This is a genomic window from Mesorhizobium sp. B2-8-5, from assembly GCF_006440675.2.
Taxonomy (GTDB): Bacteria; Pseudomonadota; Alphaproteobacteria; order Rhizobiales; family Rhizobiaceae; genus Mesorhizobium.
The window spans coordinates 5,356,230-5,375,999 of the sequence record NZ_CP083951.1; the positions used below are offsets into that span (position 1 = coordinate 5,356,230).

15 protein-coding genes are annotated in these 19,770 nt (G+C 65.6%); 7 read left to right on the forward strand and 8 right to left on the reverse strand.

What is annotated here, in order from left to right; all coding sequences use genetic code 11:
- The first annotated feature begins 113 nt into the window (after positions 1 to 113).
- The gene (locus FJ430_RS26610; RefSeq protein ID WP_140644448.1) at positions 114 to 725 is read left to right on the forward strand and encodes a TIGR00730 family Rossman fold protein; all 612 of its coding nucleotides are present in this window, start codon (positions 114 to 116) and stop codon (positions 723 to 725) included.
- A 31-nt stretch (positions 726 to 756) separates the two neighbouring features.
- Here FJ430_RS26610 and FJ430_RS26615 read toward each other — a convergent pair whose 3' ends face one another.
- Positions 757 to 1,647, reverse strand: coding sequence for a LysR family transcriptional regulator (locus FJ430_RS26615; protein WP_140703095.1), 891 nt, complete (start codon positions 1,645 to 1,647; stop codon positions 757 to 759).
- Between the two features lie 116 nt (positions 1,648 to 1,763).
- Here FJ430_RS26615 and FJ430_RS26620 point away from each other — a divergent pair, with 116 nt between their 5' ends.
- Positions 1,764 to 2,054: a muconolactone Delta-isomerase family protein gene (locus FJ430_RS26620; protein WP_140703091.1), complete on the forward strand. Its 291-nt coding sequence runs from the start codon at positions 1,764 to 1,766 to the stop codon at positions 2,052 to 2,054.
- A gap of 39 nt (positions 2,055 to 2,093) precedes the next feature.
- Here FJ430_RS26620 and FJ430_RS26625 read toward each other — a convergent pair whose 3' ends face one another.
- A complete protein-coding gene (locus FJ430_RS26625) occupies positions 2,094 to 2,468 on the reverse strand; it encodes a hypothetical protein (protein WP_140703087.1) in 375 nt (124 codons plus the stop codon).
- Positions 2,469 to 2,650: 182 nt separating this feature from the next.
- Between FJ430_RS26625 and FJ430_RS26630 the strand changes: the two genes are divergently transcribed.
- Both FJ430_RS26630 and FJ430_RS26635 read left to right on the forward strand, forming a co-directional pair.
- Positions 2,651 to 2,950 (forward strand): NAD(P)-binding domain-containing protein, encoded by a 300-nt coding sequence (locus FJ430_RS26630; protein WP_226891927.1) that lies wholly within the window; start codon positions 2,651 to 2,653, stop codon positions 2,948 to 2,950.
- Between the two features lie 13 nt (positions 2,951 to 2,963).
- Positions 2,964 to 3,422: a hypothetical protein gene (locus tag FJ430_RS26635; RefSeq protein ID WP_226891928.1), complete on the forward strand. Its 459-nt coding sequence runs from the start codon at positions 2,964 to 2,966 to the stop codon at positions 3,420 to 3,422.
- A gap of 6 nt (positions 3,423 to 3,428) precedes the next feature.
- Here FJ430_RS26635 and FJ430_RS26640 read toward each other — a convergent pair whose 3' ends face one another.
- From FJ430_RS26640 to FJ430_RS26655, 4 genes are all read right to left on the reverse strand, one after another.
- Positions 3,429 to 6,647 (reverse strand): efflux RND transporter permease subunit, encoded by a 3,219-nt coding sequence (locus tag FJ430_RS26640; protein ID WP_140703084.1) that lies wholly within the window; start codon positions 6,645 to 6,647, stop codon positions 3,429 to 3,431.
- Positions 6,644 to 9,745: a multidrug efflux RND transporter permease subunit gene (locus FJ430_RS26645; RefSeq protein ID WP_181175246.1), complete on the reverse strand. Its 3,102-nt coding sequence runs from the start codon at positions 9,743 to 9,745 to the stop codon at positions 6,644 to 6,646. Before FJ430_RS26645 ends, FJ430_RS26640 begins: the two co-directional genes overlap by 4 nt.
- 29 nt (positions 9,746 to 9,774) lie before the next feature.
- The gene (locus FJ430_RS26650; RefSeq protein WP_226891929.1) at positions 9,775 to 11,376 is read right to left on the reverse strand and encodes an efflux RND transporter periplasmic adaptor subunit; all 1,602 of its coding nucleotides are present in this window, start codon (positions 11,374 to 11,376) and stop codon (positions 9,775 to 9,777) included.
- A gap of 529 nt (positions 11,377 to 11,905) precedes the next feature.
- Positions 11,906 to 13,324 (reverse strand): FAD-binding oxidoreductase, encoded by a 1,419-nt coding sequence (locus FJ430_RS26655; protein ID WP_140703076.1) that lies wholly within the window; start codon positions 13,322 to 13,324, stop codon positions 11,906 to 11,908.
- A 448-nt stretch (positions 13,325 to 13,772) separates the two neighbouring features.
- On the opposite strand from FJ430_RS26655, the gene FJ430_RS26660 reads away from it, so the two are divergent.
- The 3 genes from FJ430_RS26660 (at position 13,773) to FJ430_RS26670 (ending at position 17,364) form a co-directional block, all read left to right on the forward strand.
- Entirely contained in the window at positions 13,773 to 14,813 is a 1,041-nt protein-coding gene (locus tag FJ430_RS26660) for an isopenicillin N synthase family dioxygenase (RefSeq protein ID WP_140703073.1), read from the forward strand.
- 27 nt (positions 14,814 to 14,840) lie between these two features.
- Positions 14,841 to 16,481 (forward strand): ABC transporter substrate-binding protein, encoded by a 1,641-nt coding sequence (locus FJ430_RS26665; protein ID WP_140703071.1) that lies wholly within the window; start codon positions 14,841 to 14,843, stop codon positions 16,479 to 16,481.
- A gap of 100 nt (positions 16,482 to 16,581) precedes the next feature.
- Complete coding sequence (locus FJ430_RS26670; protein ID WP_140703069.1) at positions 16,582 to 17,364, forward strand: glucose 1-dehydrogenase; 783 nt, start codon at positions 16,582 to 16,584, stop codon at positions 17,362 to 17,364.
- 314 nt (positions 17,365 to 17,678) lie between these two features.
- Here FJ430_RS26670 and FJ430_RS26675 read toward each other — a convergent pair whose 3' ends face one another.
- The gene (locus FJ430_RS26675; protein WP_140703067.1) at positions 17,679 to 18,686 is read right to left on the reverse strand and encodes a sugar-binding protein; all 1,008 of its coding nucleotides are present in this window, start codon (positions 18,684 to 18,686) and stop codon (positions 17,679 to 17,681) included.
- A 74-nt stretch (positions 18,687 to 18,760) separates the two neighbouring features.
- Positions 18,761 to 19,765: an ABC transporter permease gene (locus tag FJ430_RS26680; protein WP_140651718.1), complete on the reverse strand. Its 1,005-nt coding sequence runs from the start codon at positions 19,763 to 19,765 to the stop codon at positions 18,761 to 18,763.
- Between the last annotated feature and the right edge of the window lie 5 nt (positions 19,766 to 19,770).

Consider the following 19,770-nt stretch of genomic DNA (forward strand, 5'->3'; position numbering starts at 1 on the left):
TATTGCCCCCTTAGCCACCTAACGCCCGGTCTAGCCTGTTTTCCCGAGTCCGACAAGAAAAAGCCCGTCCGCGGGCTTGACCCGGCCAACCGTCCACATCACCAATCATCGCCATGAACACGATTCGATCCGTCTGCGTCTATTGCGGCTCGTCTCCGGGCCGCGACGAGGCCTATATCAAGGCCGGCCACACGCTCGGCCGCTCGCTTGCCAAATCCGGGTTGCGCCTCATCTATGGCGGCGGCACCAAGGGCATCATGGGCGCTGTCGCCGACGGCGCGCTCAAGGCCGGCGGCAAGGTCACCGGCATCATCCCGCGCTTCCTGATCAACAAGGAGGCGACCGAGACCGCGCTCGACAAGCTCGACGAACTCTTGATCACCGACAACATGCACGAGCGCAAGCACAGCATGTTCGAAAAATCCGACGCCTTTGTGGCACTGCCCGGTGGCATAGGCACGGTGGAGGAGATCGTCGAGATCATGACCTGGGCGCAACTCGGCCATCACCGCAAGCCGATCGTCTTTGCCAACGTCAAGGGTTTCTGGGATCCTATGCTGGCGCTGATCGAGCACATGGCGGCCGAAGGTTTCATCCACACCGCGCAGCGGGTAAAACCGCTGGTCGTCGACGACCCGGAGGCGATCGTCGCCGCCATCATGGTGGCCGGATCGTCGGTCGACGCGCCGACGGAAGGCGTGCGGTCGTTGATAGACAAGATGTAGGCAGTAGGGAATAGACAATAGGAAAGCAGGCCTATTGCCTACTGCCTACTGCTCTCCTCAAATCCCCAATCACCGCCCGCCGGTCATTCCGCCGCCAGGCGAGGTGGATCGAAACGCTGCGTTTGAACCACGGCAGGTCGCGGAAGACGACGCCCTGGGGTGTCGCGCTTCGCAGGCTTTGCTGGACCGTGGCGAGGCCGAGGCCGGCGCTGACCAGGCCGAGCGAGGTCAAGGGGTCGGCCGTCTCATAGGCGATATCGGGCATGAAGCCGGATTCGGCGCAGGCCGCCAGGAACTGCGCGCGGTTGGTGTCGCCAGGCTGGCGCACGACAGTGATCCAGACGCGGCCGTCGAGCTGGCTAGGTTGGATGCCGACGACATCGGCGAGCGGATCACCCTCCGGCATTGCCAGCACCAGCGGCTCGCGCCGCACCAGCATGCTTTCAAGATCGGGGTCGCCTTCCGGCGCTGGCGAATAGACGAAGCCGAGGTCGAGCGCGCGCTGGCGCAGATCCTCGAACTGCGCCGCTGTCCGCCGGCTGCGCAATTGCAGATGGAAATCCGGCCGCGCGCGGCGGAAATCCCGCAGCATCGCGGCGACCAGCCCGGAATGCACCGCGCCCTCGACATAGCCGATGGCGAGGCTGCCGGTCGCGCCACTGGCGAGGTTGCGGCCGAGTTCTTCCAGCCGCGCCGCATTGGCAAGCAAGGCGCGGGCCTCGGCAAGGAAGGCCCTGCCCTCGGCGTTGAGATGGACGCGCTGCTTCGCCCGCTCGAACAGGGTGACGCCGAGCTGCTCCTCGAGCTGGATGATCTGCCGGCTCAAGGGCGATTGCGAAATGTGCAATTGCGCGGCGGCGCGGCCGACATTGCCAGCCTCGGCGACGGCGACGAAGTATCTGATCTGGCGCAGGTCGAGCATTTTTCGCCTTCAACGGTCAAGACCTTTTCAGTCTCAACTATAGCCTAATCAGTCTTGGACAGTCTGGCCAGCCAGCGCGATACCTGCCGGCATCACTTGCCACAAAGGAGACCGCCATGCAGTTCTTTGCCCTGCTCACCCGCAACACCGAAAAGTTCAGCGACGCCGATTTCGCGCCGCTGCTGCCGCCCGAATCCGAGCAACGCAAGACACTCTACGCGCAAGGCGCCGTGCGCCAGATCTGGAACCGCGGCGACATTCCCGGCACCGGCATCATGTTCGAGGCGGCCGACGACGCCGAAGTGCGCGGCCACCTTGCCACGCTGCCGCTGATCGAGGCCGGCATGATGGACATCGCGGCCGTTGTGCCGCTCAACCCCTATCCGGGCTTTGGACCGAAGCGGTGAGCCGAGCCCGTCAATGAGGTTGCCGCAGTTGCGGCAGCCTCAAGGCCAGGCGTCCTTCATCGCGTTCACCGACAGCCACGCCATCGCGGGGAGTGCGACGAACAGCCCCAGCCGCAGCCCCGCGGATCGCGCCTGATCGGGTTCCTGACGCTGAAGCCGGCGCCAGATCTGGAATGCCGCGGCGAGAACGAGCAGCGCATAAAAGCCGGCGAGCACCCACAGGGCTGTCTGACCGGATATCGCAATGCCGTTGTTATCGAGCACCTTGCCGATCAGCATGACCGGCCCGGCGACGAAGAAGGCAATGGCGATGCCGAACAGGAAGCCGATCAGGGCGCCCGGGAACGATGTCGCCGACAGTGCCACGAGCACCGCCATCAGGATGAGCAGAGTGATAAACGCGCGCTGGCTCACGGCCACATTCCCCGATCGAACGCGGCGGAATGTATCAGTCCGGCCTTAATCGCGGGTAACAGCTCAGGCCCATCTTCAAGGCGCGGTCCGGCCGCGGGCATGGCCGGAACCGTCGCCTCCCCTTGCCGGCAACGGAACCGTCGCTATTGTCGGCGGCAATCCGAAACAGGACGAAAACTTCCATGAGACTTGGCTTTGTCGGCACGGGCGCGTTGAGCTCGGCCATCGTCACCGGGCTGAAATCGCTGCCGGGGGAGACGACGCCGGTGGTGGTTTCGCCGCGCAACGAAGCGATCGCGGCGGAGCTTGCCCAGCGCTTCCCGGATGTACGCATCGCCGCCGACAACCAGGCCGTGCTCGACCAGTGCGACACCGTCATGCTGGCGGTGCGGCCGCAGATCGCGCGCGAGGTGCTGAAGGAACTGCGGTTCCGGCCCGGACCATCATGTCGTCAGCCTGATCGCCACGATATCGCGCGATGAGATCGCCGCGCTGGTGGCGCCGGCCGCGCATGTCGGCAAGGCGCTGCCGATGCCGATGATCGCCCGCCTGCAGGGCGCGACGATCGTCTGTCCGCCGGACCCGATCATGGCGGCGTTCTTCGGCCGGCTGGGCGGCGTGATCGAAGTCGAGGACCAAAGCGAATTCGATGCGCTGAGCGTCGTCACCGCGACCTATGCCAGCTATTTTAAATATCTCGATACGATCCACACCTGGGTGCGCGGCCAGAGTGTGCCGGGCGAGAAGGCCCGCGACTACATTACCAGCATCTACAAGGCGCTGGCCAACGCGCCGGATACGGCGCCGGACGAAGATTTCATGCATCTTGCGCAGGACTATGCGACGCGCGGCGGCATCAACGAGCAGGTGCTGCGCGAACTGACCGAGCGGGGCACGTTCGAGGCCTTCGCGGAGAGTCTTAACCGCGTGCACCAGCGCATCACCGGCGAGTGATCGGGATCACTCCGCCGGAGCGAGTCGCAGCGATGGCTTCCTCGCGCTGAGACGGTCGAGATAGAGATAGACGACCGGCGTCGTGTAGAGCGTCAGCAACTGCGAGACGATGAGGCCGCCGACGATCGCCGCGCCGAGCGGCTGGCGCAGTTCCGCGCCCGTGCCGGTCTCGATCGCCAGCGGCAGCGCGCCGAGCAGCGCCGCGAAGGTCGTCATCATGATCGGCCGGAAGCGCTGGACGCTGGCCTTGTGGATGGCCTCGCGGGACGAGAGCCCTTCCAGCCGCTCGGCCTGCAGGGCCATGTCGATCATCATGATGGCGTTCTTCTTGACGATGCCGATCAACAGGATGATGCCGATCAGCGAGATCACGTCGAACTCCATGCCGGTGACGATGAGCGCGAGCAGCGCGCCGATGCCCGCCGAGGGCAGCGTCGACAGGATGGTGATCGGGTGGACGTAGCTTTCATAGAGCACGCCGAGCACGACATAGATCGTGGCAAGTGCGGCTGCGATCAAAAGCAATTCGTTGAGCAGGTTGGCGCGGAAGGCGAGCGCGGTGCCGGCCAAGGAGCCATGGATTGCGACCGGCATCTTCAGCTCGGCCATGGCGCGGTCGATCGCGGCCGAGGCGTCGCCGAGCGTCGCGCCGTCGGCGAGATTGAACGAAATGGTCGTGGCGACGAAATGGCCTTGGTGGTTGACCGATAAAGGCATGGTCGCCGGTCCATAGGTGCTGAAGGCGGCCAATGGCACCATTTTTTCGGCCGAGGTGCTGACCGCCGCGCCGCTCGAGGCGCTGCCATGGCCGGTGACGGCAATGGCGTTGGTCGCCTGGTTCCGCAGCGAGCCCGTCAGGCTGCCGGCCAGCGCGTTGGTCTGCTGCGTGCCGCTGGCCGCGGCGCCCGAGGTGCTGACATAGATGCCGTTCAGCGCGCTCGGATCCTGCAGATAGCGCGGCGCCACCTCCATGACGACATGGTATTGGTTGCGGGCGTTGAAGATGGTCGACACCTGGCGCTGGCCGAAGGCGTCGTAGAGCGTGGCGTCGATACTGGCCGGGGTCAGGCCGAGACGCGCAGCGCTCTCGCGATCGACCTTGATGTTGGTTTCGAGCCCGGCCTCGTTGCGGTCGGAGTTGACGTCGGTGAGTTCCGGCGACTGCTTGAGGAGATTGACCAGCTTCGGCGTCCATTCGTCGAGATCGGCAGTGGTGTCGGCCTGCAGCGTGTACTGGTAGGTCGCAAGGCTCTGGCGCCCGCCGACCCTGATCTCCTGGCGCGGATTGAGGAAGAGCTGCGCGCCGGGCAATTGCCCGAGCTGCGCGCGCAGCCGGGTCAGCACCACCTGCAGCGGCGCCCGCTCGCCCTTCGGCTTCAGCGCGACCTGGACGAAGCCGGAATTGGTCTGCCGGCCGCCGATATATCCGACCACGCTCTCGACCGCCGGGTCGCTCTTGAGGATCGATTCCAGCCGCTCGAATTTCTGGCGCATCAGCTGGAAGGAGATAGCCTGGTCGGCGCGCAGGCCGCCCATCAGCTCGCCGGTGTCCTGCTGCGGGAAGAAGCCCTTCGGCACCACAGTATAGAGATAGACGTTGAAGACGATGGCCGCGAGAAGCACCACCAGCATGATTTCCGAATTGTCGAGCGACCAGGCCAGCGAACGGCCATAGAAGGCGCGGACGCGTTCGAAGACGCCTTCGCCGAAGCGGGCAAGGATCGAGCGTCCGGTCGACGGGCTCGCGCCCGGACGCAGAAAGTGCGCGCACATCATCGGCGTCACCGTCAGCGACAGGACGAGCGAAATCGCGATCGAGAGCGACAGCGTCAGGGCGAATTCCTGGAACAGGCGGCCGAGTATGCCGCCCATCAACAGGATCGGCAGGAAGACGGCGACCAGCGAGGCGCTCATCGACAGCACCGTGAAGCCGACTTCCCTGGCGCCGACCAGCGCCGCCCTGCCGCGCGGCATGCCGTCCTCGATGTGGCGCGTGATGTTTTCCAGCACCACGATGGCATCGTCGACGACAAAGCCGGTGGCGATGGTGAGCGCCATCAGCGACAGATTGTCGAGCGTGAAGCCGAGCAGGTACATGGCGCCGAAAGTGCCGAGGATCGAGACGACCAGCGCGACGCTCGGGATCAGCGCCGCGCGCCAGTCGCGCAGGAAGCAGAACACCACGAGGATGACGAGCAGCACCGCCAGCACCAGTGTCAGCTCGGTGTCGTGCAGCGAGCCGCGAATGGTGGTCGAGCCGTCGGTCGCGATGCCGAGCCGCGCGTCGGCCGGCACCGAGGCCTGCAGCGTCGGGATCAGGGCGCGGACGCGGTCGACGGTCTCGATGATGTTGGCGTTGGGCTCGCGGTAGAGCACCAGGAGCACCGCCGGCTCGCCATTGGCCAGACCGAGATTGCGCACGTCCTCGACGGAATCCTCGACATCGGCGATGTCGCGCAGCCTGACCGCCGCATTGTTGCGCCAGGCAATCACCAGATCGCGAAAGTCGGCGGCGTGGCTCGCTTGGTCGTTGGTGTAGAGCTGGTAGCGCAGCGCGCCGTCTTCCTCGAAACCTTTCGGGCTGCGCGCGTTGGCCGAGGCAAGGGCGGCGCGCACATCCTCCAGGCCGATGCCGTAGTGGAACAGCGCGCCGGGATTGAGCTCGACGCGCACCGCCGGCAGCGACGAGCCGCCGAGGTCGACATTGCCGATGCCCTCGACCTGCGACAGACGCTGCTGCAGCACGGTCGCGGCGGCATCGTAGAGCTGGCCGGGCGTCAACGTGCGCGAGGTCAGCGCCAGGATCATCACGGGCGAGTCGGCGGGATTGTATTTGCGATAGGTCGGGTTGCTGCGCAGGTCCGACGGCAGGTCGGCGCGCGCGGCGTTGATGGCGGCCTGGACGTCGCGCGCGGCCCCGTTGATGTCGCGGTCGAGGTCGAATTGCAGCACGACATTCGTCGAGCCTGTGCCCGAGCGCGAGGTCATCTCGGAGACGCCGGCGGTCTGGCCGAGATGGCGCTCCAGCGGCGCCGCGACATCGGTCGCCATCGTGTCGGGGCTGGCGCCCGCCATCGAGGCCTGCACCGAGATGGTGGGGAAATCGACCTTGGGCAAAGGTGCCACGGGCAAATTGAAATGGGCGATCAGGCCGGCGGCGGCGAGGCCGATCGCGAGCAGCGTCGTAGCGACCGGCCGCGCGATGAACGGGGCCGAGAGATTCACGGCGCGGACCCGCCGGCGGAGGCTTCGACGACGCCGGCGCCGCGCCGCGTCAGCCGGTCGAAGGCAAGATAGATGACCGGCGTGGTGAACAGCGTCAGCACCTGGCTGACGATCAGGCCGCCGACGATGGTGATGCCGAGCGGCTGGTGCAATTCCGAGCCGGCCAGGCCGCCGACCAGAAGCGGCAGCGCGCCGAAGAGGGCGGCGAACGTCGTCATCAGGATCGGGCGGAGCCTGAGCAGGCACGCCTCGTAGATCGCCTCGCGCGGATCGAGCCCCTGCAGCCGCTCTGCCTGCAGCGCGAAGTCGATCATCATGATGGCGTTCTTCTTGACGATGCCGACGAGCAGCACGATGCCGATGATGCCGATGACATCGAGGTCATGGCCGGCGAGCATCAGCGCGACCAGCGCGCCGACGGTTGCCGAGGGCAGCGTGGACAGAATGGTCAGCGGATGGATGAAGCTTTCGTAGAGCACGCCGAGCACGACATAGACCGTGGCGACCGCCGCCAGCACCAGAAGCAATTCGTTGGACAGCGAGCTCTGCAGCGCAAGGGCGGCGCCCTGGAAGCCGGTCGTCAGGCCGGCGGGCGGCCGCATGTCCTTCTCGGCGGCGGTGATCGCCGCGGTGGCATCACCGAGCGAGACGCCGGGGGCAAGGTTGAACGAAATGGTCGCGGCCGGGAATTGCGCCAGGTGGTTCACCAGCAGCGGCGCCTGCCGGACATTGATGCTGGCGATCGCCGACAGCGGCACCTGGCCGGCGCCCGAGGACGGCAAATAGATCGAGCCCAGCGAGGCCGGCGTCTGACCGACCGACGGATCGGCTTCGAGGATGACGCGGTATTCGTTCGACTGGGTGAAGATGGTGGAGATGATGCGCTGGCCGAAGGCGTCGTAAAGCGCATTGTCGACCGTTGCCGGCGTGATGCCGAAGCGCGCCGCCGTGGCGCGGTCGATGGTGACGTCGACGGCAAGCCCGCTCTGCTGGCTGTCGCTGGCGACATCGGCGAGTTCGGGAAGCGCCGTGAGCCTGTCGGTTAGCTTGGTCGTCCATGCCGCCAGCTCGACCGGATCGGAATCCTGCAGCACATACTGGTATTGCGAAGCGCTGATCGTGGAATCGACCGTCAGGTCCTGCACCGGCTGCATGTGCAGCGCTATCCCGGTGATTTGGGCCGTCTCCTGCATCAGCCGGCGGATGATGGCGCCGGCGTCGTCAGTGCGCTCGTCGCGCGGCTTCAGATTGATCAGCATGTGGCCGCTGTTGGCGGTCATGTTCTGGCCGTCGACGCCGATGAAGGACGACAGGCTGGCGACATCGGGATCCTTCAGGATCGCGTCGGCCAGCGCCTGCTGGTGCGCCGCCATGTCGGCATAGGAAGCCGAGCCCGCCGCTTCGGTGATGGCCGAGATGGCGCCGGTGTCCTGCACCGGGAAGAAGCCCTTCGGGATGGCGATGTAGAGATAGACGGTGAGCGCCAGCGTTGCGACCGCGACCAGCAGCGTCAGCGCCTGGCGGTCGAGCACCCAGCGCAGCGCAGCGCCATAGCCATTGGCGACCGCGTCGAAGGCGCCCTCGCTCCAGCGCGACAGCGCGCCCGGCCTGCGCTCGGCCGGCGGCTTCAACAGCCTGGCGCAGAGCATCGGCACCAAGGTCAGCGAAACGATGGCCGAAATCACGATGGCGATGGCTAGAGTGATGGCGAATTCGTGGAACAGGCGGCCGACGACGTCGCCCATGAACAGAAGCGGGATCAGCACCGCGATCAGCGAGACGGTGAGCGAGATGATGGTGAAGCCGATCTGGGCCGAGCCTTCGAGCGCGGCGGTCACCGGATCGTCGCCATGCTCGATGAAGCGCGAGATGTTCTCGATCATGACGATGGCGTCGTCGATGACGAATCCGGACGCGATGGTGAGCGCCATCAAGGACAGATTGTCGAGACTGAAGCCCCACAGATACATGACCGCGAAAGTGCCGACCAAGGAGAGCGGCACCGACAGGCTGGGGATGATCGTCGCCGGGATGTTGCGCAGGAACAGGAAGGTGACGAGGACGACCAAGAGCGCCGCCATCGCCAGCTCGAACTGGACGTCGTCGACCGAGGCGCGGATGGTGGTGGTGCGGTCGGTCAGCGGCTCGACGCTGAGCGCCGCCGGCAGGCCGGCGCGCAATTGCGGCAGCAGCGCCTTCACGCCGTCGACGACGCGGATGACATTGGCGCCCGGCTGGCGCTGGATGTTGAGGATGATCGCCGGCGTGCGGTTTTCCCAGGCGCCCAGCCTGGAATTCTCGGGGCCTTCGATGATGTCGGCCACCTCGCCCAGCCGCACCGGCGCGCCGTTGCGATAGGCGACCACCATGTCGGCATAGGTCTTGGGATCGGCGACCTGGTCGTTGGCGTTGATGGTGTAGGAGCGCGCCGGCCCGTCGAAGCTGCCCTTCGGCGTGTTGACGTTGAGCGTGCCGATGGTGGTGCGCAGATCGTCGATATTGAGGCCCATGGCGGCCAGCGCCTTGAGCTTCACCTGCACGCGCACGGCCGGCCGCTCGCCGCCGGAGATGCTCACCAGGCCGACGCCGGGAAGCTGCGAGATCTTCTGCGCCAGCCGGGTCTCGGCATAGTTCTCGACTTGCGTCAGCGGCAGCGTCTTCGAGGTGATCGCCAGCGTCAGGATCGGCGCGTCGGCCGGGTTGACCTTGGCGTAGATCGGCGGCGCCGGCAGGTCGGCGGGCAGAAGATTGCCCGACGCGTTGATCGCTGCCTGCACCTCCTGCTCGGCGATGTCGAGGCTGAGGTCGAGGCTGAAGCGCAGCGTGATGACCGAGGCGCCGGCGGAGGAGCCCGACGACATCTGCTCCAGCCCAGGCATCTGGCCGAACTGGCGCTCCAGCGGTGCCGTGACCGATGTCGTCATCACCTCGGGGCTGGCGCCGGGATAGAAGGTCTGAACCTGGATCGTCGGATAGTCGACCTCGGGCAAAGCCGAGAGCGGCAGGAACATGTATGCGATCATGCCGACGATCAGGATGGTCGCCATGATAAGCGTGGTGGCCACCGGCCGCAGGATGAACGGCCGCGACGGGTTCAACCAGCCGGAGACGAGGCCGCTCGGCGTGCTCATTGGCCCTGGCCGCTGTCGCCGCCATTGCCGCCGCTGCCGGCATTGGCGCCGCCGTCGCGGCGATGGTGGCGGTGATGCTTACGGCCGGAAGCATCGCCCGATGCGTCCGCGCCCTCTCCTGCCTGGCCGCCCTGGCCACTGGTGGCCGCGGGGGCGTTGCCGGAATTGGCGGGCGTGTTGCCGGAGCTGGCCGGCGGCGTGCCGGCAGCCGGGCTGCTCGCCCCAGCTGCTTGCGACTGCGCGGGCGCGGCGGCGGCCGGCGCTGTTCTCGAGGCTGGCACGGCGTTGTCGGGCACGGTGACCTTGGCGCCGTCCTTGAGCCGGTCGACGCCGTCGACCACGACCTTGGCACCTGGCGCCAAACCGGAGAGCAGCTGCGTGACGGTGGCGTTGCCCGGGCCGAGCGTAACTGTCTTCACCGAGACGGTGCTGTCGTCGTTGAGCTGGTAGACGAAAGTGCCTGGCGCGCCGTGCTGGATGGCGGCGTTGGGCAGCACGCTGACGCCGGTCAAAGTGCGCACAAGCAGATGCACGTTGACGAACTGGTTGGGATAGAGCACGCCATCGGTGTTGGGGAAGACGGCGCGCAGCTTCACCGTGCCGGTGGTCGGATCGATCTGGTTGTCGATCGTCTGTAGCGTGCCTTCGGCGATCTCTTTGGTGCCGTTGCGGTCGAACAAGGTGGCTTTGAGCCCGGCATTGCCATGCGTCTGTTCCAGCACTTGCGCCAGGCTGTCCTCTGGCAGCGAGAACAGAACCGAGATCGGCTGCATCTGAGCGATCACCGCGATGCCAGTGGCGTCGCCCGGCGTGACGTAATTGCCCTGGTCGATGAGGCGCAGTCCGATGCGGCCGTCGGCGGGCGCGGTGATATGGCTGTTGGCGATGTTGACCTGCACGGCCTCGATCTGCGCCTGGTCGGACATCACCGTGCCCTCGTCGGACTGCACCGTCGCGCGCTGCAGGTCGACCGCCTGCTGGGTTATGGCGCTGGAGGTGAGCTTCAGGTCGCGGTCGAGGTCGAGCTTGGCATCGGCAAGCAGCGCCTGGTCATGCTCCAGCTGGCCCTGCCATTGATGCAGCGAGGCGTTCAGCGTGCGGTCGTCGATCTGAGCGAGGAAATCGCCCCTCTTCACGTTCTGGCCCTCGGTGAAGCCGATCTGGGTGATCTGGCCGCTGACCTGCGCGCGAACCGTCACGGTCGAGAGCGGGGTGACGGTGCCCAGCGCCTCGAGCACGATCGGAATATCGGCCTGCGCCACGGGCGCAACGGCAACCGGCTGCGCAAGATCGCCGCCGCGGAAACGGCCGCCACGGTGGCCGCCTTGCTGCTGAACCTGAACAGGATGCAGCCAGAACGCGACCCCGGCCGCCGCAACGACCAAGAGCAGCGCGACAATCCAGCCGCGCCGCGAGCGGCGCACGACTGGCGGCCGGACCTCGGCCAGCGGCTCGCTCGGGGGCGCGGGCACATTGCGGCGCTTGCGCCTGCTGACGACTTCGTCGTCCACTTCTCTCACCTGTCCTTCGAGCCGCATCCAGGAAGGTCCGCCGTGCAGAGCCGCCGTCGAACCGTCGCCGATCGCGCCGTCAGACATGCCCAAGGCAGGTACAATGGCGCGATACTATTCGAAGCATAGGCGCGCGGATTTTATCGTGCAATTCCAGCAGACATTAAATTCCTGTAAGAAATTGAATGGGTTAGAGCCGTAAATCAGCTTCGTCTCCGCGAGAAAAAGCGGCAATTTTCAAGGACGAAATTGGGGGCTTCTCATCGCCTTTAGACAAATGGCCACAAGGTCTTAGGGGGTCAGCACAAACGGCTAACGGCGGCGCGCTGCTGCGGCGTAGCGGCTTCACGACCAACTCCGGATCCGCCGAGACGATTCTCGCGAAGGTGTGAATATCTGCCAGCCGCGAGCGTACGAAACGCGGGCGAGGAACCAAGATCGCGCATTAGCGTTGCCTCACATAGCAACATTTTGGAGATCGTCATGCTGCGAGGCGGATTGCTTTGGCTTATCGGGATACCTTTGCCCGTCATCCTTATTCTTTGGCTGCTCGGTTACTTGCACTAGCAGCGGAACCTGCCTGCGCGGCACAAGTCGCGCAGGCGCCAAAACCAGTCTATCTGCGATCCTTCATCCGCCGGCGAGGCAAGGCCTCGATCTCTTCGGCCGACAAATGCTTCACCTCGTTCCAGAAACGCGATTTCGCCGAGTTGAGCAGGCCGTCCGGGTCGAGCCGCTTCTTCCACGCCAGATGTTTGAAATCCGGCTTCATGCTGCCGCCTTCGACATAGGGAACATGCGGGTTTGAAGTGCCCAGTCCATGCGCTTCATAGATGGCTGTGATTTCCGTCAGGCGCGCGTCGTCGGTGTAGCGCAGGATCGGCAAGTCGAAGGCGACCAGCCGGTCGTCGAGCAGCGCGAATTCGTGATGCATCAGCACCTCGTCGCCGAAGATTTCCTGCAGCGGCTCTATCAGGCCGCTATCGAGCGGCGCAGGACAAGTCACCTGCAGGTTGGTGACAGTGCGGTCCTGCTTCAGCACCTGCAGCGTGGTGTGGTTGTAGGAAAATTCGGAGAGCGCCGGCAGGCCGGAGGCCGCGATGCCGTCCGCGTCGAGGTCGATCTCGACCGTGCCGCCATGGTCGCGCAGCACATCGCGAACCGCTGTCGCATCCGGCTCGGCCACGATGACGATGGCGAGGTCGCGCCGGCGCCTTGCGAGTTCCCCGAGCTTGGTTATCGAAGCCGCGATGCGGCCGTCTATCGTTGTCAGCAGCTTGAGGTTCAGCGAGCGCGCGTTGCCGAGCGCGATGCCGGCCTCGAAGGCCTGCCGATAGGTGTCGAACGAGGCGATGATGTTGCGCCAGCGCGGCGACGCGATGGTGCCGAGCGTCACCTCGGTGATGACGCCGTTCAGCCCCCAAGCATGATGGATGGCGAGGATTTCGGGGCCGGTGAAGACGTGGCGTTCCGGTTGCCTCTCCATCGACAGCACCGTGATCGCCTGGATGTTCTTGCCATCGCGCAGCATGCCGTGGCGGATCGAACCGATGCCGCCGGAGCCGCCTGCGATGAAACCGCCAATGGTGGCGACCGCTTCGGTCGAGGGCACGATCGGCAGCTCGCGACCGTGGCGCCCGAGTGCGGCGTTGATATCGCCGATGCGGGCGCCGGCCTCGGCGCGCACCGTGTCGGCACCGATTTCCAGCACGCGCGAGATGCCGGTCATGTCGACGATCAGCCCGCCATCCACCGGCACCGCCTGGCCGTAATTGCCGGTGCCTCCGCCCCGGATCACGATAGGCACCCGCCATTCGGCGGCCACAGCCAGGCAGCGCGCCAGCTCGTCCAGCGTAATCGGCGCGGCGACGAGATCGCCGAAACAGGACGACAATTCACGGCTGAGGATCGGGCTGTACCAGAAGAAATCGCGCGAGCGCTTCTTCACGATCGACGGCGTGTCGAAGGTTTCGATGCCATCGAGCGCCTTGGCGAAGGCCTGCCAGTCGATGTCGTTCTTGCCTGAGATGGACATGAACGCCCTCGCCTAACGTTGGTTCGCAGCGAAACGAACACGTGCCAATGGGCGTCCGCGAAAATCACAGTTGGTTGGATCGATACGGCTTTCGTCGAGCATCTCGCTTCTCCGCCGGTCGCGCTGCGACCTGTCGAATTGCGGCTCGTTCCCTTGAAAGCCCTGTGCCATGGGGTGGCGCGACTGTCGTTCAGGCCGGACGGTCTGTCAACCGCCAGCCCACGCTTGACAAAGCTGCCTGCCTGTTGGACGTTTCTTCCCACCATGGCACCGGGTTCGAGCCGCTTTTCTCCGACCGGCAAGGCGTCGGAACGAAACGGATCGCGATGCCAGGCAATCCAGAAATCCTTCCAGACAATGAGCAAGGGCCGCGCCTCATGGCGTGCTCGCGCCTGTCGGCGGATTCGACTGCGGCACGCCCGGTCCCAAGCATCGCAAGGATCATGAGATGAGCGACGACACCACCGGGGGCATCCCCGCCATCGACATCGCGCCGCTGTTCGGCCCGCCGTCGCCTGCCCGCGACGAGGCAGACCGCCAGATCTTCACTGCTGCCTCCGGCATCGGCTTCATGACCGCGCGCGGCTTTCCGGGCGCGGAGCTTTTGACGCGCGAGCGGCGCGGCGAGTTGCTGAAGATCTTCGACTTGCCGGACGCGGAAAAGCAGAAGCTGCTGCGCTGGAATTTCGATCCGTCGAAATCGAACTATTATCGCGGCTGGTTCCCGCTGCAGCCGACCGCGGTGTCCTGCAAGGAAGGCATCGACATGGGGCCGGACATCGCGCATGCCGACGCCGAATTCGCGGCCGACGATCCGCTGCTCGAACGCACGCCGCTGCCGGCCGAGAACGACGCTCCAGGATGGAAGGCGGCGGCAGCGCATTACTACCGCTCGATGGAAAAGGTCGGCGCGGCGCTGATGGCCTCGATCGCGCGCAGCCTCGGGCTCGAGGACGATATTTTCGACGGCCATTTCCAGGGCGGCATCTCGACGCTCAGGCTGATCCGTTATCCGCTGCGCACCGAGGATGGCGCGGTCGACCTGTCGAAGCCTGAATATTCGGTCATGCACAAGGGCGAGCGGCGGCTGGTCATCGGCCGCGAGCATGCCGATTCCGGCTTCGTGACGCTGCTGGCGCAGGACGGCGTCGAAGGCCTGCAGGCCAAGAACCATGCCGGCGAGTGGATCGACGTGCCGCCCGCAGACGGCACGCTGGCGGTGAATTTCGGGCAGTTGCTGGAGCGCTGGACGGGCGGTGTGGTGCAGGCGACGCGCCACCGGGTGATCGCGCCGAAGACGGCGCGCTACTCCATCCCCTTCTTCTACGAGCCGCGCGTCGACGCCGAGATCGCGCCGCTGCCGATCAAGGGCGCCAGCGATTTCGCGCCATTCCTCTATGGCGACTATCTGTGGGAGTCGGCGACCAACTTCGTCGAGATGTCCGGCGTCAAGACTTTGCGGAAGCCAAGGCGGGCGGCGGCCGCCTGAGCGCACCAACCAACAGGGGACCAAACAATGAGTACCGAAACGCGCAAATTGCCATCCATCCTCGGCGTATGGGAGGCTGCGGTGAGACAAGGCAGGGTCGATCGTCGCGAGTTCCTGGCGGTGGCCAGCGCGCTCGGCGCCTCCACCTCGGCGGCCTATGCGATGGCGGGCCTCGCCGCTCCGACCGAGGCACGAGCCGACGAGCCGAAGCGCGGCGGCGTGCTGAAAGTGGCGATGCTGGTGCCGGGGCTGAAGGATCCGCGCACGTTCGATTCCTCCGATCTCGGCAATATCGGCCGGCAGTTCCTCGAGCCGCTGGTGCGCTACACGGAAACCTTCACCTTCAAGCCGATGCTTGCCGAGCGCTGGGAGGTGAATGACGACGCCACCCGCTACACGCTCTATCTGCGCAAGGACGCGACCTGGAACAATGGCGATGCCTTCAGCGCCGACGACGTGATCTTCAACTTCACCCGCTGGTGCGATACCGCGGCCGCCGGCAATTCGATGGCGCGGCGCTTTGCCGGCCTCACCGAGGGCGACAGCGGCAGGCTGCGCGCCGGCGCCATCGAGAAGGTCGACGACCACACGGTCGTGCTCAACCTCTCGGCGCCGGACGTGACGGTGATCCCCAATCTCGCCGATTATCCGGCGCTGCTCGTGCATCGCGATTTCGAGGCCAGCGGCGGCGATCTCGCCAAGCATCCGATCGGCACCGGCGCCTTCGAATTGGTTTCGCTCGATGTCGGCCAGCGCGCGGTGTTCAAGCGCCGCGCCAACGGCAAATGGTGGGGCGGCGAAGCGCTGCTCGACGGCATCGAGATGATCGATTACGGCGTCGATCCCAACGCGCTGGTCAGCGCCTTCGAGGCCGGCGAGGTCCACACCAATCTCGACAGCAATGGCGACTTCATCTCGGTGTTCGACGGCATGGGCCTGACCAAGAGCGAGATCCTGTCGGCCTCGACGGTGGTCGCCCGCGCCAATGCGACGACCGCGCCCTATAGCGATGAACGCGTGCGGCGCGCGCTGCAGCTTGCGGTCGACAATTCGGTGGTGCTGAAGCTCGGCCTCGCCGGCGCCGGCGAAGTGGGCGAGAACCACCATGTCTGCCGCATCCATCCCGAATATGCGGAGCTGCCGCCGATCAAGCGCGATCTCGACGAGGCCAAGCGCCTGATGACCGAGGCCGGCCAGATGGGCTACGAGCACGAGCTGTTCTCGATCGACGACGACTACCGCAAGAACACCGCCGACGCGATCGCTTCGCAGTTGCGCGAAGCCGGCTTCAAGGTGAAGCGCACGGTGCTGCCGGCCTCGACCTACTGGAACGGCTGGGCGAAATTCGCCTATTCGACCACCAACTGGGCGATGCGCCCGCTGGGCGTGCAGGTGCTGGCCCTCGCCTACCGCACGGGCGAGGCGTGGAACGAGAGCGGCTTCGCCTCGAAGGAATTCGACGCCAAGCTCGACGAGGCGCTGAAGACCGCCGATGTCGAGAAGCGCAGGGCGGTGATGAAGGACGTGGAGACGATCCTGCAGCAGTCCGGCGTGATCATCCAGCCCTATTGGATGAAGCTTTATTGCCACTCGGCCAAGCAGGTGATGAACCGCCACGCACATCCGACATACGAATTGGACTTCACCGACGTGTGGCTCGCCGCTTGAGGCAGGCCGCAAAGGCGTGACCATGCTGGCCGACGCCTTGCGCTTGCTTGAGCTGTTGGGCAGGGTGACAATGCCCGTCGACAGATCGATGAAGGTGCAAATGCGTTCGACCGACTATCTCGGCCGTCTCTTCGGCCTCGAAGGCAGGCATGCCTTCATCACCGGCGCCAGCCGTGGGCTGGGCCTCGCCTTCGCGGAGGCGCTGGCCGCCGCCGGCGCGCGCGTCACCATAGGCGGCCGCAAGGCCGACGAGCTCGAAGCCGCCGGCGACAGGCTACGCGGCAACGGCTACACGGTCGCGGAGTCATTGATCGACGTCACCGACACGCAGTCGGTCGATGCGGCGATTGCGGCGAGCGAAGCCGGCACCGGGCCGATCGACATCCTGGTCAACAATGCCGGCATCCAGCGCCGCGCGCCGCTCGAGACTTTTTCCGATGCCGACTGGGACGCGCTGATGGCGACCAATCTCGACGGCGTCTTCAAGGTGAGCCGCGCCGCGGTGAAGGGTATGATCCAACGCCGCAGGGGCGTGATCATCAACGTCTCCTCGGTGCAGAGCGCGCTCGCCCGCCCCTCGATCGCGCCCTATGCGGCGAGCAAGGGTGCGATCACCATGCTGACCAAGTCGATGGCCGGCGAATGGGGCCAGCACGGCGTGCGCGTCAACGCCATCGCGCCGGGCTATTTCAAGACCGAGCTGAATGCCGCACTCGTCGCCGACGAGAAATTCTCCACCTGGCTCACCGGCCGCACGCCGATGCGGCGCTGGGGCGATGTCGGGGAACTGGCGGGCGCGGCGGTGTTCCTGGCGTCGGACGCAGCAAGCTTCGTGACGGGACAGACGCTGCTGGTGGATGGCGGGATCACGAGCGTGTTGTAGGGCCCCTCACCCCTACTCCCACGTCACATTCGCCGGCATGCTGTGCTCCAGCACGAGGTCGACATTGGGCATGTCGTTGCCGCGAACCTTGGCCACCGCATATTCATCCGGGCAGTTCAGGTCCGTCCAGCGCTTCAGCAGCCTTGTTCAAACTCGGCGCGCGGCGATCGCCGCCACCTCGACCCTGGCATCGCCGAGCAATGCGGGCAGATGGGCACGCCGCGCGATCATTCCGGTGCCGAGGACGGCAAGCCTGAGCTTCACCGCGCTATCCTGGAAAGGGCCGGCGGGATTCCCGCCGGCCCGTCTAAAGATCAGTTCTTGCCGCAGGTGTCGGCCATGTCGGGCGTGCACTTGACGAAGCCGGTGTCGATATAGGGCGGTACCGTCTTGCCCTGCTTCAGGTCATGCAGGGCCTCGATCGACTTGTAGCCCATATTGTACGGGCTCTGGCCGACAAGGTAGTGGGCAAGCCCATCCTTGAGCAGCGGCAGTTGCGGCGCGAAAGCGTCGCCGAAGGAGATGACGAGGTCCTTGGAATCGACGCGGTCCTTCACCCGCCCGACCGCCTGCCGGTAGGCCGACGGCGCGTATTGCGCCCAGCCGCCGACGGCGACGAAAGCGTCGAGCTTGGGATTGGCGACCAGCACGTCGTTCATCTGCTGGGCGGCGAGGCTGATGTTGTCATTGTTGTAGATCGGGCAGCCGTCGACCTCGGTCCAGCCATTCTCGCCGGCAAGACGCTTCACCGGCTTGTCCTTGGAGACGTTGGCCAGCGTGTCGCGAATGCCCTGGACGCGCAGGTCGAGATTGAGCGAGCCGGCCGTGCCGGTCTGGATGCAGACCGTGCCGCCCTTCGGCTTGTATTCGACGACCTTCTTGGCCAGCTCGACGCCGAAATTGTAATTGTCGGTGCCGATGAAGGTCGAGCGCAGGCCGGCGTCTTCCTGCAGCAGATCGCCGTCGAAGGTCACGATCGGGATGCCGGCCGCCTTTGCCTTTTCCAGCAGCCGGGCCACGGATTTCGGATTGGTCGCGGAGACCGCGATGCCGTCGACGCCCTTGGTCAGCACGTCGTTGATGACCTGAAGCTGCTGGGCCTCGTTCACCTCCGACGGACCGATATAGTAGCACTCGACGCCGAGGTCCTTGGCGGCCTTCTCGCAGCCCTCCTTGACCGGGGCGCTGAAGACGTCGTTCACCGTCTTGACGATCACCGCATAGGTCTCGGCCGAAGCCGGCGCCGCGTTGATGCCCGCGGCGAATGCCGCCGCGATCACGGTCGCGCCCATTCGGGCGGTCAGTCTGTCGATGCTTCTCATGGTTTTCTCCTCTCTGATGTTATGTGCACGAAAGTGCGCGAACCTTCCGGACAGGCCACCCGTCCGGACAGGTTCTAGGCGCGGCTGGAGCGGAACCGTTCAAGCAGTACCGCGAACAGGATGAAGAGGCCGACGAAGGTGCCCTGCCAGAACGGGTTCACGCCGGCGAGCAGCAGGGCGTTGCGGATCACCTCGATCAGCACCGAGCCGATGACGGCGCCGAAGGACGTGCCGAAGCCGCCGAGCAGGTTGGCGCCGCCGATGACGGTCGCGGCGATGACCTGCAGCTCCTGGCCCTGGCCGAGCGCGTTGGTGGCGGCGCCCATCCAGCCGACGAGGAAGATCGCCGTCATGCCGGTCATGGCGCCGAGCAGCGCGTAGGTCGAAACCTTGACGCGATCGACCGGGATGCCGGAAAGACGCGCGGCATTTTCATTGCCGCCGATGGCGCGCACGTAGCGGCCCCATCTGGTCATCGACAGCAGCCACTGCATGACGACGGCCGAAACGATCACCGCCCACAGCACGTTCGGCACGCCGAGGAAGGAGCCGCTGCCAAGCGCCAGCAGCGTGTCGCCGGCGCGGCCGAAATCGTAGACGACCTGGTTGTTGGTGACGACCAGCGTCTGCGAACGCACGAGGCTCATCATGCCGAGCGTGACGATGAAGGGCGGCAGCTTCAGGTACGAAACCAGCGCCCCATTGACGATGCCCACGAAGGCGCCGACGAGAAGCACGAACAACACGACGACGGCGAAAGGGTAGCCGCTGGCGCAGAACAGGCCGAGCAGCACGCCGGTCAGGCCCAGCGTGGAGCCGACGGAGATGTCGATGCCGCCGGTCATGATCACCGGCGTCATGCCGATCGCCATCAGCGCGGTGAAGCAGAAATTCTGCAGGATGTTGGCCATGTTGGCGCCGGTGAGGAAGCGCGGCGCGATCATGCCCACCACGGCGCCGATGATCAGCACCGCGATGACGATCCAGAATTCCTGGCTGCGCAGCATCTCGCCGAGCTTGCTGCGTTCCGACAGGTTGAAGACCGAATCCAAGTTGCTGGCGTCCGGAGACTTGTTCATTCCAT

Bases quoted from the DNA above. Each gene is read 5' to 3' on its own strand.
- FJ430_RS26610 (WP_140644448.1), top strand. From the start codon at position 114: ATGAACACGATTCGATCCGTCTGCGTCTATTGCGGCTCGTCTCCGGGC.
- FJ430_RS26660 (WP_140703073.1), top strand. From the start codon at position 13,773: ATGAGCGACGACACCACCGGGGGCATCCCCGCCATCGACATCGCGCCG.
- FJ430_RS26665 (WP_140703071.1), top strand. From the start codon at position 14,841: ATGAGTACCGAAACGCGCAAATTGCCATCCATCCTCGGCGTATGGGAG.
- FJ430_RS26620 (WP_140703091.1), top strand. From the start codon at position 1,764: ATGCAGTTCTTTGCCCTGCTCACCCGCAACACCGAAAAGTTCAGCGAC.
- FJ430_RS26615 (WP_140703095.1), bottom strand. From the start codon at position 1,647: ATGCTCGACCTGCGCCAGATCAGATACTTCGTCGCCGTCGCCGAGGCT.
- FJ430_RS26630 (WP_226891927.1), top strand. From the start codon at position 2,651: ATGAGACTTGGCTTTGTCGGCACGGGCGCGTTGAGCTCGGCCATCGTC.
- FJ430_RS26670 (WP_140703069.1), top strand. From the start codon at position 16,582: ATGCGTTCGACCGACTATCTCGGCCGTCTCTTCGGCCTCGAAGGCAGG.
- FJ430_RS26650 (WP_226891929.1), bottom strand. From the start codon at position 11,376: ATGTCTGACGGCGCGATCGGCGACGGTTCGACGGCGGCTCTGCACGGC.
- FJ430_RS26680 (WP_140651718.1), bottom strand. From the start codon at position 19,765: ATGAACAAGTCTCCGGACGCCAGCAACTTGGATTCGGTCTTCAACCTG.
- FJ430_RS26655 (WP_140703076.1), bottom strand. From the start codon at position 13,324: ATGTCCATCTCAGGCAAGAACGACATCGACTGGCAGGCCTTCGCCAAG.
- FJ430_RS26675 (WP_140703067.1), bottom strand. From the start codon at position 18,686: ATGAGAAGCATCGACAGACTGACCGCCCGAATGGGCGCGACCGTGATC.